We start from the raw sequence: 16,439 nt of genomic DNA, 5'->3' as shown, positions 1-16,439 counted from the left end.
GGCTGATTGTCGTGAGTGTCCTCGTCAACATCAGGGGTTGGCTGGTGTGCGATGACCAGCAGCTCGCCCAGATCAGAGAGGTCGTCGAACAGGACAACCCCGACCGGACGTACAGCGGTGGCTGGGCCTTTCCGCCGAGGCAGTACAACTTCGTGAACTGGGTTTTCTTCGGGGCTCAGATGCGCGACCACTCCGTCGACTGGTTCCTGGACCGACTGCGGAGCGTGGCGCGGATTCCGGCCTCCGATGAGGACGACGACCGGGTCAGGGGTCTGTTCTTCGTCAGTCACGAGGTCGATGGCATGAGCGAGTGGCAGGTCCGCGACGGCACCGTCGTGATCCAGGCCGCGAGCGAGACGTATCGGTTCCTCGACGAGTAGGGGGCGTTGTCTCCGACCGGAGTGAGCCGGGTTGCGACGCGGCGGGCGCGGACCGTAGCCCGGTTCCCGCCCGCCGCGTCCCGCATTCCCAGCCGGTGGGGGAGAACCGAGTCGGCCCCCGTTTGACATGCTTCGAACGGATGGCAGGGTTGTATCCGGGGCCAATGTTGGGAGGCTCGGCATGGCATTCGGTTGGGCACGATCTTCCGCAGCTCGGCAACTTCCGCTCAGGCTCACGAGCGGCGCGTTCTTCCTGAACTCGGGGCTCTCGAAACTCGGTGCGGACGACACCACCACCGAGAGGCTGCATCAGTTCGCCGCCACGACCTACCCGTTCCTGGGCAGGCACGACTCCCACAAGTTCGTACGGCTGCTCGCCGCCGGGGAGCTCGCCATTGCCACGACACTGCTCCTGCCGGTCGTCCCTGCCGCTGTCGCCGGGGTTGCGCTCACCGCATTCTCCGTTGGCACCCTCGGGCTCTACCTGCGTACGCCGGGGATGCGACAGGAAGGCAGCCTGCGCCCGACCGAGCAGGGAACCGCGCTGGCCAAGGACGTGTGGATGCTGGGCATCGGCGTCTCCCTCATCGCCGAGGGCGTGTACGAACACCGCTGACGCACCACGAGCGCCTCAGCCCCACGGCTGCCGTACGCGCTCCGTGACCGTCATTGGATCCGTCCTGGTCGAAGGGGTAGGTCAGGGGCACATGTGGCCATGACGAAATGGTTCTTCGAGCCTGGTCATACCGCGGCGGAGTTCCGCGCCAGGCACATGATGGTCACCTATGTGCGGGGGCAGCTCAAGAACGTGCACGGCTTGCTGGAGGTCGATGCCGACGAGCCGGACAAGGCGCGCGTTGAGGCTACGGTTGACGCGACCCAGGTGTACACCGGTCAGCCCGAGCGCGACGCCCACCTCCGCAGTGCTGATTTCTTCGATGTCGAACACCACCCGACCTGGACGTTCGTCGGGTCGCGTGTTCATCAGGTGAGCGGAACCGAGTTCGAGGTGACGGGAGATCTCACGGTACGCGGCATCACGCGCCCCGTGACCTTCGACGTCACCTACTTGGGACAGTGGGATACGCCTTGGTGGGAGGAAGGGCGGGACCTCGGGCCCAGGCGCCGCGCCGGATTCACCGCCACGACCCGTATCAATCGACATGATTTCGGGGTGAGTTGGAACGATGTGATCGACCGCGGCGGAGTGGTCGTCAGCCCCATGGTCGATGTCACGGTCGATGTCGAGGCCGTCCTCGACCCCATCGAAACGGCCGCCTGAACACGACCGGCTCGGGCTGCGAGCCGACGCTCGACAGCGGGCGGCTGTCGCTGAAGCCGGTACCGGGTCTTGGACGACGGTGCGTGAAGAGGCCTGGCTTGTTGTGCAAGCGGACGGGCTCTTTGTGGCGGCTGGTCGCCGGGGTGGACAGCCCGGGTGCCGACGGATTCGGCAGTGAGAGGAGCGCTGAGCAGTGTCTACCGCGTCTACTGAGACCGTCGGGAGCCGGCGGGTAGCGGTCGTAACCGGCGGAGCTGGTGCGATCGGCGGTGCGATCGCCGCGCGGCTTGCGGTCGATCACACCGTGGTCGTGCTCGACCGCACCGGCGATGTCCCGGTCGATCTGGGTGATCCGGCCGAGGTGCGCCGGGCCGCGCAACTGGTGCTGGACCGCTACGGCAGGTGCGATGTCCTGGTTCACTCGGCTGCCATGGTCGCCTTCGGACCGTTCGAGGACTTCGAACTCGACCTGTGGCGTCAGGTCCAGGCAGTGAACGTCGAGTCTGCGCTGCTGCTCACCCAGTCCTTCGCGCCGGGGATGCGTGAGCGGGGCTTCGGCAGGGTGGTCTTCATCGTGTCCAACACGTTCTGGCGTCCCCCGGGCGCGCACATGCTCGCGTACGTGGCGTCCAAAGGGGCGTTGATCGGCATGACCCACGCCCTCGCCGCCGGGCTCGGCGGCCACGGGATCGCGGTCACGGCTGTGGCCCCGGGGCTGACTCGCACTGCGGCTACCGGCGTCGTGCCGACGGCGGAGTTCGAGGAGGTCGCGGCGCTCCAGGCGCTGCCCCGGCCGCTCACCCCCGACGACACCGCAGCCGTGGTGGCGATGCTCGTCGGCGAGGACGCCGCCGCGCTGACGGGCCAGGTACTCACGGTCGACGGTGGCCTGGTGATGCGTTAGGGACGGGCCCCGTCAACAGAGAGGAAGGCTGGACATGACCACAGCAATCGTAGGCGTCGGCAACATCGGAGCTGCGCTCGCCCGGCATCTGGTGGCCGGTGGCGAGAGCGTCGTCCTGGCGGGAAAGGGCGCCGCGCGAGCCGTGGGGATCGCGGACGAGCTCGGTCCCCTCGCCCGCGCCGCCACTGTGCGGGACGCGATCACCGAAGCGGACACGGTCGTGTTCGCCATCTGGCTGGAGGCCATGAGGGAGCTGATCCCGCAGGTCGCGCCCCTGCTCGAGGACAAGGTCGTGATCGACCCCTCGAACCCGATCGCCTTCGACGAGAAGGGCCAGATCGTGCGGTCGCTGCCCGAAGGGGAGTCGGCCGGGTCGGTGGCCGCCGCCCTGCTGCCCAAGAACGCTCACTACGTCAAGGCGTTCGGCACCCTCGCCGCGGAGGTGCTCGCCGCGAGCGCGAACCGCACGCCGCGCCGGGCGGCGCTGTTCTACGCCACCGACGACGAGAGCGCCGCCGCGATGGCCGAGCGGCTGATCCGCACGGCCGGGTTCGATCCCGTCAAGGCCGGCGGCCTGGCCGATGCCGGACGCATCGAGTCGCCCGGCGGGGACCTGCACCAGTACGGCTCCGACGGCGAGGTCGTCGACCTCGCCCAGGCGACCGCCGCCGTGCACGACGCCGGCCATTGAGTTCCGCATGGGGAGAAGCAAGGCAGCGTGTTCCTCGGAAGCACCCGGCCCGGCAGCGACCGAGAGCACTGCCCCCGGTCGTCGGGCCGTCAGGGTCTCGGTCCTGCCAAGGGGGTGTCATCACTGTATTGGGGGTGATCTCGTCGGATGACGCCGGCGGCCCACCTTGAGGAGAACGCGGCATGGCCGATGGGCCGGGCAGAGTCGGGCCGAGCTGACGCGAACCTGGCCAAGCCCACTAGGGCCTGAGGACGATCTTGCCGTGGGTGTGGCGGCGTTCGAGCTCGGTGTAGGCCTCGCGGACTTGGGCCAGCGGGTAGACGTTCGCGATCGGCAGCTCGAGGTGTCCGTCGGCGATCAGGCCGGCAAGCTCGGCGAGCACCTTGGCGCCCGGCCCGGCCGCGACCCCTCCGTCGGTCTTCACCCCGTGCTTCTCGGCGGCCGCGAAATCGGCGATGGTGTCGATCCGGTCGGTCGCGACGCCGAGGGCGAGGGCCAGCTCGACGTACCCGTCGCCGAAGGTGTCGATGAAGGCGTCCACCCCGCTGGGCGCGGCGGCCCTGACGCGGTCCGCGACGCCCTCGCCGTACGCGACCGGGATCGCGTCGTGCCTCTTCAGCCACTCGTGGTTGCTCTCGCTCGCCAGGCCGATGACCGTGGCCCCGGTACGGCGCGCGAGCTGGACGGCGAGTGAGCCGACTCCTCCGGCGGCTCCGGAGATGACGACGGTCTCGCCCTCCTTGGGCTGGACGGCGTGTACCGCCCCCCACGCGGTTACGCCGACGACGTACAGGCTGCCGGCCACCTCCCATGAGACCTTCTCCGGCTTTCGCGTGAGGTCACCGGCCTCGACCAGGGCCAGCTCGGCCTGGGAGGCCCGCTTCTGCGTGAATCCGATCACCTCGTCGCCGGGCGAGAATCCGGCAACCCCGGCGCCGACCCCCTCGATGATCCCGGCGAGGTCGCTGCCCTGCCCGGACGGGAACGTCGACGGGAACAGGTCTGCCACCGCCCCCGTGCGGATGGCCGCCTCACTGGGGTTGATGCCGGCCGCTTTCACGCGTACGAGAACCTGCCCGTCCCCGGGCACCGGGCGTTCCACCTCGTCGACCCGCAACACGTCGATCCCGCCGAACTCGTCGTACCTGACCGCCTTGGGCATGATCTCTCTCCTTCGACTCGCTGAGGCTGACTTGGATGTGGGCTACGCCCGCCGGAGTTCGAGTACGGGAATGATGCGGATTCCGGCAGTCTGGCGTTCGTACTCGGCAAAGCCGGGGTAGCGCCGTGCTTGCTCGGCGTAGACGCGGTCGCGTTCCGCGCCGGTCAGTTCGCGGACGGTCACCTGGTAGGTCGCCGTGCCGCGTTCGATGGTGCCCTCACCGGCGGCGGTCAGGTTGCGGTACCAATCCGGGTTGGTGGGTGCTCCGCCCTTGGTCGCGAAGACGTAGACGATGTCCGGCGCGGTGTCGTCCGGGAGGTACATCGTCGGGCTGACGTGCTCCTGCCCGCTCTTGCGGCCGCGGTGATGGACGAGGACCAGCGGAGCGCCCTCGAAGACCCCGCCGACCCTGCCCTCGTTCGCTCGGAACTCCGCGATGTTCTTCGCGTTCCAGTCGAGCGCCTCGGTCATGTCGGACTCCTGTCTGGGAGGTGGGCTACTACGAGCGTTACCACCAGGCAGGTGAGGAGGCATCACCGGATCAAGGTGATGCGCACGGCCGGTGGCCGGGCCCAAGATCCGTAAGACGGCTCCTGGCAGTACCGGCAAGGACTGACCGCCTCGGGTCGCTTGTGCGGCTCACGGCAGGCCCCCGTTCTTCAAGAACCGGTGGCTGATGCTGCCGACGCGGTGGAGGAGGGACTCGGCCCTGGATGGCCGGGCCCGGAGCTGAGCCCCCCGGGTCGTTCCTCGGTGGTGGCGGTGTCCCCCAGGGCGGGTGTGGCTGCGGATGAACGGAGAATCAGGTGGCGACCGACCGCTCGGCGAAAGCAATCGCGGCCACACCCAGAAGCGCCGGCAGACTGCTGGGACGAGGCGGCCGCCGACTTCTCTCCGTACGGCTCCGCGAGGCCCCCGCCTCGAATGGCGACCTAGCATTGAGAAGCAAGGCTTCATCTCCGAGCCCGCGCCGCAGCGGCGGGGAGGCCGACATGGCGTTCGACACGACTGGTTTCGAGCAGGCAGACAACTCCCGCTACACACCGATCTCCGAGCACGGCCTGATCGGCGATCTCCGTACGGCCGCCCTGGTCGGCACCAACGGCACCATCGACTGGTACTGCTGCCCGCGCTTCGACGCGCCCAGCGTGTTCGCGTCCCTCCTCGACGCCGACCGGGGCGGGTCGTTCGAGTTGGCCGCCGATGTCCCGACCCGCACCCGGCAGTTCTACTTCCCTGACACGAACGTGCTGATCACGCGGTTCTTCGCCGCGGACGGGGTGGCGGAGATCCAGGACTTCATGCCGGTGGTCGACGCGTCGCGGGATGCGGCCCGGCACCGGCTGATCCGACGGGTGGTCTGCGTCCGGGGAACCCTCCCGTTCAGGGCGCGCGTCGCCCCGCGCTTCGGCTACGGCGCCGAAGCGCACACCACGCACCTCGAAGGCCACACGGCATTGTTCCGCTCCCCGTCACTGACGCTCGCGCTGACCGCCACCGCACCCCTGGAGAGCGATGGCCTGGACGTGTGGTCGCACTTCAAGCTCATCGAGGGCGAGTCCAACGTGTTCGCCCTCGACCAGATCAGCGACGACGTCCCGCCCCGACCGTGCCTGCGCGCCGAGGCGCAGGAGCAGGCCGAGGCAACCGTCCGGTTCTGGCGCGGCTGGCTGGCCGGGTCGCGCTACCACGGGCGGTGGCGGGAGATGGTGCACCGCTCCGCGCTGGTGCTGAAGCTGCTCACCTACGCGCCGACCGGTGCGATCGTCGCCGCACCGACCACCAGCCTGCCCGAGCAGATCGGCGGCGAACGTAACTGGGACTACCGGTACGTGTGGGTCCGCGACGCCGCCTTCTGCATCTACGCCCTGCTGCGCCTCGGGTTCACCTCGGAGGCCGAAGCGTTCACGGGGTTCCTCTGCGATCGCCTGCGCGGCGCCGGCGAGACCGGCCCGTTGCAGATCATGTACGGCATCGACGGGCGCGGCGAGCTGCCCGAGTACAAGCTGCCGCACCTGGAAGGTCACCTCGGCTCCGCCCCGGTCCGGATCGGCAACGCCGCCACCGGCCAACTCCAGCTGGACATCTACGGAGCCATGATCGACTCCATCTACCTCTACGACAAGTGGGGTCAGCCGATCAGCAGCACCGGCTGGGAGGAGGTCGGCGCGGTGGCGGACTGGCTCTGCGAGCACTGGGATCAGCCCGACGAGGGAATCTGGGAGACCCGCGCGGGCCGAAAGGACTTCGTGTACTCCCGGCTGATGTGCTGGGTGGCGCTGGAGCGGGCGATCCGGATGGCGAACCGCCGTGGCCTGCCGGCGGACCTGCCCCGCTGGCGGGAGTCCCGTGACGCGATCTACCGGCAGATCATGCAGCGCGGCTGGTCGACCGAGCGGAGTGCGTTCGTCCAGTCACTGGACGACGGTGAGCTGGACGCCGCGCTGCTGATGATGCCGATGGCCAAGTTCATCTCGCCCACCGACCCCAGGTGGCTCTCCACCCTGGACGCGCTCACCGCGGACCTCGTCTCCGACTCCCTGGTCTACCGCTACAACCCGACCACCAGCCCGGACGGCCTGCACGGCCTGGAGGGGACCTTCTCGATCTGTTCCTTCTGGTACGTGGAGGCACTGACCCGCGCGGGCCGGCTGGAGGAGGCCCGGCTCGCATTCGAGAAGATGCTCACCTACGCCAACCACCTCGGACTGTTCGCCGAGGAGATCGGCCCGACGGGCGAACAGCTCGGCAACTTCCCCCAGGCCTTCACCCACCTCTCGCTCATCAGCGCCGCCTTCAACCTCGACCGCGCGCTGGGCTGACGCGGCGTCACCACCCGGACCGCGACGCCCGACACGTCACTGCGGGTCGACGACTGGGGGCGGCGGTACCTGGCGAACGCGGTCGGCTGCCGCGGTGGTGGCCCGTCCCGGGCCGGCCTGCGATCGCCTTCCTGTCCTGCGCCTGGGTTGCCGACTCGATCGCGGACATTTTGGTCCGCGCCGACTCCCACCGGCCGCCGCCGTTGTTGATCGCGTCCGCGATCCCGGCCTCGGCCAGGGTCACCGAGGATGTGCCGGCAGCCAACTGGCTGATCGAGTGCGCCCGAAGCCGGTGGCCGTCAAGGTGAGCGGCGGTCACCTGGTGCCGGTGATGTGCGGTCCGGGCGGTCCGGGGTGAGCTTTTGGATCTCGAGCAGGTCCAGGCCGAGCGCCTCGATCTCGGCCAGCACGCCGTACAGCGCCGACCGGTCCAGCAGGCCGGTGATCACGGTGTGCGGGCCGCGACGCTGCGACACCAGCGCCGGAAACGCCGACAGCACGGTGGCGCCGAGGTGCCCGTCGATCCGGATGATGTACGGGGCGGGTGCCGAGTCCATGGCGCCATGGTCGAGCGCGGGCAGGTGGCCCCGCATCACCGGGATCAGGTGGCGGCCGGGCTAGCGCGTGCGGCGGCCGGCGGCCAGCAGTCGCAGTTCTCTGGCGCGTTTCACGGCCGATGACCGGTCACGGACCTGGAGCTTGGCGTAGATGCTGCGCAGGTGCGTGCTGACGGTGTTCGGCGAGACGGAGAGTTCGCCGGCGATCTCGGGCCGGGACAGGTTGGTCGGCAGGAAGCGCAGCACCCTGAGTTCGGTCGGGCTGAGTTCCTCCGCCGGCGGCAACGCGGCCTGCTCTTCGGCCGCCGGGGATGAGCCGTGGAGGACGTCGAGGATGTCGGTGAGCAGCGCGGCGTGCGCGGTCTGGTGCCGGGGGAGCGCCTCGAGCAGTTCCGCCGAGCCGGTCATCGCGAACGGCAGGACCAGCCGGTCGGACTCCGCCAGGGCCAGCGCCCGTTCCGCGGCCTGGTTCGCCGCGCGCTGGTCACCGAGTTCACGATGGGCGAGCCCGGCGAGCAGGTGCGCCTCGACGACCGTGACGTAACCGAGGACCGGTGTCGTGCCACCGAGAACATCCTGCAACGCACCCAGGGCTCCCTCCGCATCGCCTTCCGTGAGGCAGATCGCCGCGCGGGCGTTGTGGATCTCACCGGAGCCGGCCCGCTCGTCATCGAGCGCCGCGAGGGCGGAGCGGGCTTCGCCGGGCAGCCCGAGGCGGGCTTGCGTGGCGAGCAGCCAGCCGGTCATCTGGCTCGCCAGCGCCCACGATCCCTCCAGCCGTGATGCCAGGTGTTCGGCCGCGCCGAACTCCTCGAGCGCCTCGCGGCGGCGGCCGGCGTGCAGCATCGCGGCCGTCTGGTGCAGCAGCAGCCTGATGTCCGGCCCGGTGTCCGTTCGCAGAGCCCGTTCGGTGCGCCGCAACCAGCGCTCGCCCTCGTCGAACTCACCCAGCCACACCATCGTGCCGACGAGCGTCATCAGCGCGGGGGCGATCACCGGTTCCGTGCCCCAGCCGTACCGTTCGGCGAGCTCCATCGCCTCGCGGCACCGTCGCTGGGTCGTGGCGAACGCATCGAGCTTCGGCGTATCAGCGCCATGGAAGATATACGCGAAACTGAGCTGCGCGAGGCAGCCGACTTCCAGGTACGGACGGCCGATCTCCCGGGCCAGCACGGCGCCCTCCCGGAGGTGGCGTACGGCGTCCGGCAACCCCAGCGACCACGCCTCGGCCGTCCCCAGATTCATCAGCGCCACCGCGCGCAGGTCGCTGTCCAAGGCGATGTCCTCGTCGGACTGCCCGGATACCGGGGAGTCGAGGAACCTGACGTTCTCGACGACGCCGGCCAGGTGACCTCGCCGTCTGGCCAGTGACAGCCGCAGCGACGCGATCGCCACCCCGAGGCGGCGCCGGCGCTCCGGCGTCGTCGTCGCGGCGTACGTCTCGGCGACCGCCAGATGCGCGGCCGCCTGTTCCAGGCGCCCCTGGACCAGGTCACCCATCGCGCGCACCAGGGCCAGCTCGGGGCGGTCCTCACCCGGCGGGAAGGCCCGCACCAGCGCCTGCATGGTCTGCGCCTGTCCGTCGAGCGTCAGGCTGAACGCGTGGTCGGCCAGTAGCAGGGCCGCGTCAGCCCAGGCACCGGCCGCCTGGGTGTGCCGGACGGCCTCGGCCACCTGGCCCTGCACGGTGAACCATCCGGCGGCGCGCCGGTGCAGTACGGGTACTTCTTCGGGCAGCGTCCGGCGCAACTCCAGCCGCAGGAGATCCGCGAACAGGTGGTGGTAGCGGAACCAGGTGCGCTCGGGGTTGAGGGATTCGACGAACGCGTTCGCGTCTTCGAGACTCAGCAGGACCTGTTCCGAGCTCGGGCGGCCGGTCAGCAGGTCGGCCAGCTCGCCGTTGACCCGATCCAGCAGGGAGGTGCGCAGCAGCAGATCCTGGACGTCGGGCGGCTGGCGTTCGAGCATCTCGGCGATCAGGTACTCGGCGACCGTGCGGTGGCTTCCGGAGAACTCCGCGACGAACCGCTCGGGGTCGGGATGGCCGACCAGGGAGAGCGCCGCCAGCCGCAGGCCCGCGGCCCACCCTTCGCTCCGCCGGTGCAGCAGCGCCGCTCCGGAGTCGGAGAGCGCGATGCCCGAGGCGTCGAGCAGTTCGCGGGTTTCGCGCTCCGAGAAGCGCAGGTCCGCCGCGCGGATCTCGGCGAGCTCGCCCGTCAGGCGCAGCCGGTGCAGCCGCAGCCGGACATCGTGACGCATGGTCAGGATCGCGTGGGTCTGCGGGGGAAGGCTGGTCAGCAGCCGGGTGAGCTGAGTGGGGGCCTCCGGCGAGAGCAGCTCGTGGAGATCGTCGATGACCAGCGTGACGCCGCCGCGGGCGTCGGCCAGCTCCGACAGCACCCGGTCGACCATCGCCGACGCGTCGAAGTCGGGTGTCGCCGCGGGCGCTGCCTCGCCGATGTCCGCATTGCCGTCCGCGCCGATGGCGTGACGAACCGCACCGAGCAGGGCCAGCCAGAACTGCTGGGCGTCCTGCTGGCCGCGCGGCACTCGCACGAGGGCGAGCCGACGTGGCTGACCCGGCCGGTCGGCCCAGGCGCGCAGCCGGCGTCCAGGCTCAGCGCCGGGTTCTGCGGGGCGTGGTCGAGGCGGTCGGTCAACTCGTTGAACTCGTCGAGGGTTTCGGGGAGCAGCGTGTGGTCGCGAATGTTCGCGGCGGCGGGCACCGTGACCACGGGTATCCCGTAACCGTCGGTCAGCTGGGAGCGCTTGGTGCCCTGCTTGCCCCGGTCTACCGGAGACTTCCCCGCGCACTGGCCGCCCGAGGGTGCCTTGGTGATGCACCCGTCCGCGGCCAGGTCCTCGAGTTCCAGGCCCACCACCTGGTCGTACGCTCGCAGCACCGCGAGGAGCAGGTGGCCGATGACACCGGCCTCGATCCACTCGTCCCGCCGCCGGCGGATCGTGGTCGCCGAACAGGCCCGGTCAGCGACCCGCTCGTAGCCCATCCCCGAGACCAACGCCAGGACAAGCCGGTCGAACACGACCGCGGCCGCGATCCGCGGGTTGTGGCACCCCAGCGGGTGCGAATCGGGCCGGGCAGGGATCAGCCCCAGGAACTCCTCACGGATCGGGTCGATGATGGACGCGGGCACGGCCACGAACCCCCCAGAAGGTCACATAGCGCAGGCGACTCCATGATCATCAAACCCGTCTCCGTCGTGCCATCCTCTCCGTTCTGGCTTACTGGCCGACGCTCTACACGATGAAGCGGTGGATGGCCTCGTTGGCGTGGTCCTGAAACGACGGGTTGGCCAGGTCGGGGAAGATGTCCGCTTGGTCGACCAGGGGGCCCTTCAGCTTGTTGGCCGCGCTGGCGTAGAAAACTCCGCTGGACAGGGTCGGGTCGGTGACACCGTCGACCAGTCGCTTCGCGCCGAACTCAAGCTTGTGGGAGATCCCTAGGGCGGGCAGGACGTACTTGGACGCCATGCGCAGCGGTAGGGCGATGTCGTTGGAGGCTTGGGTGCCGGTGGTGGCGCCGGGGCTCACGGTGAGGAAGCGGCGATCGGGGTACTGGCGGGCCAGGTAGGCCGTCCATAGGGCCCCGATGTACTTGGCCTGCCCGAAAGCGAGGTTGAAGTCAGTCTTTCCGTCGGCGAAGTATCTGCCGTCGATGACGGTGGCGAGTTCGTCGGCAGAGGTTGAGGCAAAGGACGGCCGTTGCATCCGCAGCATCGGAAGTCCCCTGGCTGCTTCGCTTCCGGCGAGGACCGCGACCTCGCCGAGCCGCCCCTCGGCCAGGAGTCCTTCGAGGAGGACGACGTGGCCCAGAACATTCGTCGCGAAGACGTTGGTGACTCCGTCAGTGGTCAACTGCATCGACTGCGGGCCGATGACGCCGGCGTTCATGACCAACGCGTCGACGGATCCGTCGATGGCCGCAAGGCCGGCTCGGACCGAGCCCAGATCGGCGACATCTATGACGACGATGTCGAAGATGCGCCGGCCGGTAGCGGCTTCGAGGTCGGCCTTCGCCGTTGTTGCCCGGTCTCGGTTGCGGCATGCCAGGTAGATGCGGGCCGTCTCCGGTCGCAGAGCCAGTTGCCGGGCCACGTCCTTGCCGATCCCGACGTTGGCGCCCGTAATCATCACGGTCTTTCCCGGGAGTGTGCTCATCGGGATTCCCTCTCCTCTTCTGCGGGGCTGTTCAGGTTGGACGGCTCATGCTGCTTCGCGGGGGCCGATGCTGCGTTGACGAGTCACTCACGCAGCGCTCAAAGTGGGTTGTGCAACTCAGTCTGACCCGGGCCAGACTGGGCTGTCAAACTCAGAATCGCTACTATGGGTGCATGGCGAACAAGACGAACGATCGGCCGCGGCTTACCGCGAAGGGCGAGCGCGTCCGGGGCCGAATCGTGGAGGGGGCTGCGGCCTTGATCCACGAGCGCGGAGTCGCGGGTACCACCCTGGAAGACGTCAAGGGGGCAGCGGAGGTCAGCGGCTCGCAGCTCTACCACTACTTTCCCGACAAGAACGAGCTCCTGCAGGCGGTCATCGACCACCAGGCCGACACCCTCGTCAATCACAATCGGCAGGCGCTCAGCAGTGAAGACGGAGTCGCAGCCTGGCGGGACATGCTGATCGCCGGTGTGAAGCACGGCCAGGCAAAGGGCGGCTGCCCACTCGGTTCACTCGGCGGCCAACTCGCCGAGAGCGACCCCGAGGCCCGAGCCCTCATCGCCGCCGGATTCGAGCGATGGTCAGCTGCCATCAGCGAAGGACTCACGTCGCTTCACGCCGACGGGAAGCTCGCACCCGGCATTGACCCGGACGCCCTCGCCACCACTATGCTCGCCACCCTGCAAGGCGGACTTCTACTCGCCCAGGTACAACGGAGTACGCGTCCCTTCGAAGTTGCAATCGGTACCGTCCTCGCCCTTGCCATCCGGGCTTGAGACTCGAAGACCGGTCCCGATACGGGGGCAACCCCCGCATGATCCCCGAAGCCACCGGCCTGCGGCCGTCAGTGATACCTAGGACAAGTCACCCGTGGGCTTCCCCGCGGCTCCCCAACGGGCATCCCTCTCCCGAGGATGCCGCCGGGGCCCCCAGCAGCCACTCACGCGGCTGGAGCCACTGCTGAAGATGAGCGACCTGGTCGCGTCCGGCCACCAGGTCCGCCTCCGCGCGCCGCCCGACGGCTCGGGCCTGGTCCCGTTCCTCGGGCTCATCGTCGCGTTGAGGCAGAGCGGCACGGCCCCGCCGAGCGGCGGCGATGCGGTCCTCCACCTGAGGCACGGCCGTCATCACCGTCCGTAGCCTGATCCGAGAGCCTGGTATACCCACCGGCAAGACACCCGCCCGCGCAGCCCCCGCATCCGATAGCCCAGCTCAACGCCTACTGGCGGACGCTCTAAGAACCACACGTCGGGCGCGATCGACCGCGCCGCGGCGGCGAAGGCCAGCATGAGGCTGACTACGTCGTAGTTCACAGTGACTGTTTTCCTTCGTTTCAGGCGGCGGCATGACCGCTCCGTCCCCCGTTCGGGCGGGCAGGCACCTAGAGCATCGTTGCTCCGGGGAACAGATAAGCCCACCAGTGCGGGTGAACGTGCAGGCCTCCGAACACATCTTTGTAACGGAAGGTAACTTTCCGCTTACTGGATGGCTGTTGTTGCCTTTGCTCACGTGCACCGCCACGGCTCGCCACCCTGCGCCCTTCCCTCGCCATCCCGGCCCAGCAGGCTGTACAGGTGGAACGAAAGAGTCCGAACTCTGTTTGCGCGAACCTGCAATTGCATGGTCAATTTCGAGATGTGCTCCAGATCACGTTTGACCGCCTGTGGCGCACGCTCCACTGCGCCTCCTCGGCACGAGGAACGCTGCGGTGCGCCGCCTTGACCTGGGTCCGGGTCTTCACCGCAGACCACAGCTCCGCCGCCCAGGCGCCGCGGCCCGGTTCGCCCGCGAGGCCGCGGTCGCCAGTGGCACGTCCCACCCTCGCATCGTCACTGCGCCGGAAGGCTGCGAGTCCTGCTAGGGAACTGGCGAGATTGCCGAAGAGGCAACCCACCGGATCCGGATTCTCCGAGGAGTTCGAGGACGTGGCCCCCAAGGGGGGAGGAAGAAGCCACGCCAACTCCGAAGGCCGGACGCGCCATTGCCGCCGAAACGGTCATGAGGTCAGCGGTTGCCGTCCGTGGAGCCGGCGGAGGTGGGGTCGAGGGCTGTGGGACTGGCGGTGGTGTGCGGGGTTTTTCGCCGTCCCGGGTCGCTTAGCGGGCTCCCGCCGGGGCGCGGAGCTGTTCGGTCAGCCGCTCAAGTTCGGCCGCGGTGGCAGGCGAGGGGTCGTTGAGTCCGCTGTGCACGGCCGTCGGGCTCTTCAGGAAGCGCCGGAGCACGGCCACGAGGAGCCCTTGCGGCAGAGTCCTCAACGCGGCGAACGCCCGAGGTACCGGCGGCGTCTCCATCGCGGCGAGGTTCTGCCGCATGAGGTGGAGCATGCCGCGTACCGCGTCCGGGGTGTCGGCCAGCGCTACCGGGCCGCCCGCCGCGTATACCGCCTGACCGAGCGGGACCTCGAACGCGGCGTGCGTCCTGAGCCAGCTATCCATCTGCGGCTCGGCCTTGGCGTTGATCCCGGCAGTACGGAACGTCTCCACGATCCGTACCAATCGCGGGGTGGTACGGCCGTCGGGCTCGCCGATCGGCATCGCGACCCGGCGAGTGATGACATTGGTCCTGCGGTAGCGGACCACGTCGCCGTCCATGGTGCCGCCAGTCGTGGGGAAGCCGAGCAGCACCCGCTCGTGGCCGATCACCGCGCACAGGGTCTTCGGGCCGGCTGCCCAGTTGAGCAGGAACAGCACGTCACCTTGGACGCCGGCGAGTGATTCCAGCACCGCATCCACCTGGTGGGTGCGGACGAAGACGGTGATCAGGTCGTACCCGCCGTCCGGGTGCTCTATCACCGGTACCGGCACCCGCCTGACAGGGCCGTCTTCCTCGGCAAGCTGCACTCCCCGCCGGCGCAGGGCGGTCAGACGTTCGCCCCGGGCGAGGAGCGAGACGTCGTGGCCGGCCTCGTGCATGCGGGCGGCGAACAGGCTGCCGCAAACCCCGGCGCCGTACACGAGCAGCTTCATAACAGTCCTCTTTCATACGTTCGTTTGATTCATACGTTCGTTTCATTCAAACATATGTAGAGTCCGTCGTGTGGCGACCCCAGACACCCGCACCCAGATCCTTGACGCGGCCGAGGACCTCTTCGCCGAGCACGGATACCGCGGCACCTCCGTCCGCGCGATCACCAAACTCGCCGGAGCGAACCTGGCCGCCGTCGGCTACCACTTCGGCTCGAAGGCGGAGCTGATGGCGGCAGTCGTCCGCCGCGTGGTCGAGCCCATCACCGCTGCCCAGTGCGCAGGGCTCGACAAATTGCTGGCCCTGACCCCCGACCCACCGGTCAGCGAACTGGTGGAGGCATTCGCGGGGCCGCTGTTCGACGAGATGCCGGCCGGCGACGAGGGCGGCGCCCGGACGTCCCGGCTGATCGTGACGATCCTCAGCGACCCGGCCGAGGAGGCACGCAGCTGGACCGGCCCGGCCGAGGACTCGGTCCGTGAGCGCTACTTCGCGGCCTTCGCGCGCGTACTGCCCGGCGTCTCCCCGGAGGAGCTGTGGTTCCGGATGCGGGGGATCTTTGCCGTGACAGCCGTCGACCGCCTCCAGGTCCACCAGCAGCCCTCCCCTGGCTGCGCGTCCCCGGTAGCGGGCGAGGCGGCCCGGCGATGGGCGATCACGTTCCTGACGGCAGCGATGAGTGCGCCACCGATCCGGCCCTGACGGCCCAAGACTGACGCCGGCGGCGCGGGTCAGGCGGGCCGGCGGTGGCTTCGTTGATCCGCCTGAGCGCCGGAGGGGCCCAAAGCGGGAGAGGGTGGCGCCGACGATGGACCAGAACCACCCGCCACGAACATGGGTCCAGGACTTCCTGGACCAGCACGGGATTCCTCGGCTGAAATCCCTGGCGGGCCGTCAGCGGCTGACCTCGGCGCGACGGCACCATTCCGACGCCTGCTTCATTGGGCGAACCGAGTTGTTCCGACCTGCAGGCTCACTCAATCCACCGTCCGTGAAGCGGCTGCTTCGATGCCTGATGCCCGCAGCTTCCGCGCCAGGAGCTCCATCTCGGGCAGGGTCCCTGAGTACTGCCCGGTCAAGACCTGCTCCAGCACGGCCCGGACGCCGTCCAGGCCGATGCCGAGTTCCGCCCGCAGCACCCGCATGATGGCGGCGTTCCTCGTCGGCCGGGCTACTCGCAAACTTGCCCGCCCGTGCTCGGAGAGCAGTCGGCCACGCAGTTCCTCCGGCAGGTCACCGTCACACACAGCCAGGGCGAACCCGCAGGCCGGACACGTCGACTCAACATCCCACCGCACTGCCTCGCCCACCAGCGCCTGAACACCGCACCACTCCGCCTCGGCACCGCACCCCTGGCACACGGCGGAGTATCTGATGGACTCAACCAAGATCGACTTTTCCATAGTCCCACCCCTCAAGAAGAGAGGTCAGACGGCAGGCGGCGAACGCCTTTTCGGGGCGCCAACATGTCTCCCCTGACACCCGAGCCAGCGGT

16 protein-coding genes and 1 pseudogene are annotated in these 16,439 nt (G+C 69.1%); 9 read left to right on the top strand and 8 right to left on the bottom strand.

The annotated features are described in order from the left end of the window. Positions 1-11 precede the first annotated feature (11 nt). From ACIQRL_RS31050 to ACIQRL_RS31030, 5 genes are all read left to right on the top strand, one after another. On the top strand, positions 12-380 hold the full coding sequence (locus ACIQRL_RS31050) for a hypothetical protein (RefSeq protein WP_401337731.1): 369 nt from the start codon (positions 12-14) through the stop codon (positions 378-380). A gap of 181 nt (positions 381-561) precedes the next feature. Then, positions 562-996, top strand: a complete 435-nt coding sequence (locus ACIQRL_RS31045; RefSeq protein ID WP_401337729.1) for a hypothetical protein — start codon at positions 562-564, stop codon at positions 994-996. Between the two features lie 99 nt (positions 997-1,095). Then, positions 1,096-1,662, top strand: a complete 567-nt coding sequence (locus ACIQRL_RS31040) for a YceI family protein (RefSeq protein ID WP_401337727.1) — start codon at positions 1,096-1,098, stop codon at positions 1,660-1,662. 193 nt (positions 1,663-1,855) lie between these two features. Next, complete coding sequence (locus tag ACIQRL_RS31035) at positions 1,856-2,566, top strand: SDR family NAD(P)-dependent oxidoreductase (RefSeq protein WP_401337725.1); 711 nt, start codon at positions 1,856-1,858, stop codon at positions 2,564-2,566. Positions 2,567-2,600: 34 nt separating this feature from the next. Next, the gene (locus ACIQRL_RS31030; protein WP_401337723.1) at positions 2,601-3,257 is read left to right on the top strand and encodes an NADPH-dependent F420 reductase; all 657 of its coding nucleotides are present in this window, start codon (positions 2,601-2,603) and stop codon (positions 3,255-3,257) included. A 238-nt stretch (positions 3,258-3,495) separates the two neighbouring features. Here the strand turns inward: ACIQRL_RS31030 and ACIQRL_RS31025 are convergent, their stop codons facing one another. Beyond that, a complete protein-coding gene (locus tag ACIQRL_RS31025; protein ID WP_401337721.1) occupies positions 3,496-4,419 on the bottom strand; it encodes an NADP-dependent oxidoreductase in 924 nt (307 codons plus the stop codon). 42 nt (positions 4,420-4,461) lie between these two features. Then, positions 4,462-4,890: a nitroreductase family deazaflavin-dependent oxidoreductase gene (locus tag ACIQRL_RS31020; protein WP_401337719.1), complete on the bottom strand. Its 429-nt coding sequence runs from the start codon at positions 4,888-4,890 to the stop codon at positions 4,462-4,464. 521 nt (positions 4,891-5,411) lie between these two features. Between ACIQRL_RS31020 and ACIQRL_RS31015 the strand changes: the two genes are divergently transcribed. After that, positions 5,412-7,241, top strand: a complete 1,830-nt coding sequence (locus ACIQRL_RS31015; RefSeq protein WP_401337717.1) for a glycoside hydrolase family 15 protein — start codon at positions 5,412-5,414, stop codon at positions 7,239-7,241. Between the two features lie 299 nt (positions 7,242-7,540). On the opposite strand, the gene ACIQRL_RS31010 is transcribed toward ACIQRL_RS31015, so the two are convergent. The 4 genes and pseudogenes from ACIQRL_RS31010 to ACIQRL_RS30995 all read right to left on the bottom strand — a co-directional run bounded on the left by ACIQRL_RS31010 (position 7,541) and on the right by ACIQRL_RS30995 (position 11,977). Beyond that, entirely contained in the window at positions 7,541-7,798 is a 258-nt protein-coding gene (locus tag ACIQRL_RS31010; protein WP_401337715.1) for a hypothetical protein, read from the bottom strand. A gap of 60 nt (positions 7,799-7,858) precedes the next feature. Beyond that, positions 7,859-10,354, bottom strand: coding sequence for a LuxR C-terminal-related transcriptional regulator (locus ACIQRL_RS31005; protein ID WP_401337713.1), 2,496 nt, complete (start codon positions 10,352-10,354; stop codon positions 7,859-7,861). Between the two features lie 47 nt (positions 10,355-10,401). Next, positions 10,402-10,959, bottom strand: a pseudogene (locus ACIQRL_RS31000) (IS5/IS1182 family transposase); the annotation flags it as partial. A gap of 97 nt (positions 10,960-11,056) precedes the next feature. Beyond that, a complete protein-coding gene (locus ACIQRL_RS30995) occupies positions 11,057-11,977 on the bottom strand; it encodes an SDR family NAD(P)-dependent oxidoreductase (RefSeq protein WP_401337712.1) in 921 nt (306 codons plus the stop codon). Positions 11,978-12,150: 173 nt separating this feature from the next. On the opposite strand from ACIQRL_RS30995, the gene ACIQRL_RS30990 reads away from it, so the two are divergent. After that, positions 12,151-12,756: a TetR/AcrR family transcriptional regulator gene (locus ACIQRL_RS30990; protein WP_401337710.1), complete on the top strand. Its 606-nt coding sequence runs from the start codon at positions 12,151-12,153 to the stop codon at positions 12,754-12,756. A gap of 190 nt (positions 12,757-12,946) precedes the next feature. Next, on the top strand, positions 12,947-13,120 hold the full coding sequence (locus ACIQRL_RS30985; protein WP_401337708.1) for a hypothetical protein: 174 nt from the start codon (positions 12,947-12,949) through the stop codon (positions 13,118-13,120). Positions 13,121-14,076: 956 nt separating this feature from the next. Here ACIQRL_RS30985 and ACIQRL_RS30980 read toward each other — a convergent pair. Continuing rightward, positions 14,077-14,946 (bottom strand): ketopantoate reductase family protein, encoded by an 870-nt coding sequence (locus tag ACIQRL_RS30980; RefSeq protein WP_401337706.1) that lies wholly within the window; start codon positions 14,944-14,946, stop codon positions 14,077-14,079. A gap of 70 nt (positions 14,947-15,016) precedes the next feature. On the opposite strand from ACIQRL_RS30980, the gene ACIQRL_RS30975 reads away from it, so the two are divergent. Further along, complete coding sequence (locus tag ACIQRL_RS30975; RefSeq protein WP_401337704.1) at positions 15,017-15,646, top strand: TetR/AcrR family transcriptional regulator; 630 nt, start codon at positions 15,017-15,019, stop codon at positions 15,644-15,646. Between the two features lie 275 nt (positions 15,647-15,921). Here ACIQRL_RS30975 and ACIQRL_RS30970 read toward each other — a convergent pair whose 3' ends face one another. Continuing rightward, positions 15,922-16,089, bottom strand: coding sequence for a hypothetical protein (locus ACIQRL_RS30970; RefSeq protein ID WP_238427035.1), 168 nt, complete (start codon positions 16,087-16,089; stop codon positions 15,922-15,924). Between the last annotated feature and the right edge of the window lie 350 nt (positions 16,090-16,439).

The organism is Streptomyces sp. NPDC091209, from assembly GCF_044757755.1.
Taxonomy (GTDB): domain Bacteria; phylum Actinomycetota; class Actinomycetes; order Streptomycetales; family Streptomycetaceae; genus Streptomyces.
This window is presented reverse-complemented; position numbering and strand designations above follow the sequence as displayed.

Excerpts from the sequence above, each read along its gene's own strand:
- ACIQRL_RS30985 (WP_401337708.1), top strand. The coding sequence starts at position 12,947 with ATGAGCGACCTGGTCGCGTCCGGCCACCAGGTCCGCCTCCGCGCGCCG.
- ACIQRL_RS31030 (WP_401337723.1), top strand. The coding sequence starts at position 2,601 with ATGACCACAGCAATCGTAGGCGTCGGCAACATCGGAGCTGCGCTCGCC.
- ACIQRL_RS31025 (WP_401337721.1), bottom strand. The coding sequence starts at position 4,419 with ATGCCCAAGGCGGTCAGGTACGACGAGTTCGGCGGGATCGACGTGTTG.
- ACIQRL_RS30990 (WP_401337710.1), top strand. The coding sequence starts at position 12,151 with ATGGCGAACAAGACGAACGATCGGCCGCGGCTTACCGCGAAGGGCGAG.
- ACIQRL_RS30980 (WP_401337706.1), bottom strand. The coding sequence starts at position 14,946 with ATGAAGCTGCTCGTGTACGGCGCCGGGGTTTGCGGCAGCCTGTTCGCC.
- ACIQRL_RS31040 (WP_401337727.1), top strand. The coding sequence starts at position 1,096 with ATGACGAAATGGTTCTTCGAGCCTGGTCATACCGCGGCGGAGTTCCGC.
- ACIQRL_RS31020 (WP_401337719.1), bottom strand. The coding sequence starts at position 4,890 with ATGACCGAGGCGCTCGACTGGAACGCGAAGAACATCGCGGAGTTCCGA.
- ACIQRL_RS31010 (WP_401337715.1), bottom strand. The coding sequence starts at position 7,798 with ATGGACTCGGCACCCGCCCCGTACATCATCCGGATCGACGGGCACCTC.
- ACIQRL_RS30995 (WP_401337712.1), bottom strand. The coding sequence starts at position 11,977 with ATGAGCACACTCCCGGGAAAGACCGTGATGATTACGGGCGCCAACGTC.
- ACIQRL_RS31045 (WP_401337729.1), top strand. The coding sequence starts at position 562 with ATGGCATTCGGTTGGGCACGATCTTCCGCAGCTCGGCAACTTCCGCTC.
- ACIQRL_RS30970 (WP_238427035.1), bottom strand. The coding sequence starts at position 16,089 with ATGCGGGTGCTGCGGGCGGAACTCGGCATCGGCCTGGACGGCGTCCGG.
- ACIQRL_RS31015 (WP_401337717.1), top strand. The coding sequence starts at position 5,412 with ATGGCGTTCGACACGACTGGTTTCGAGCAGGCAGACAACTCCCGCTAC.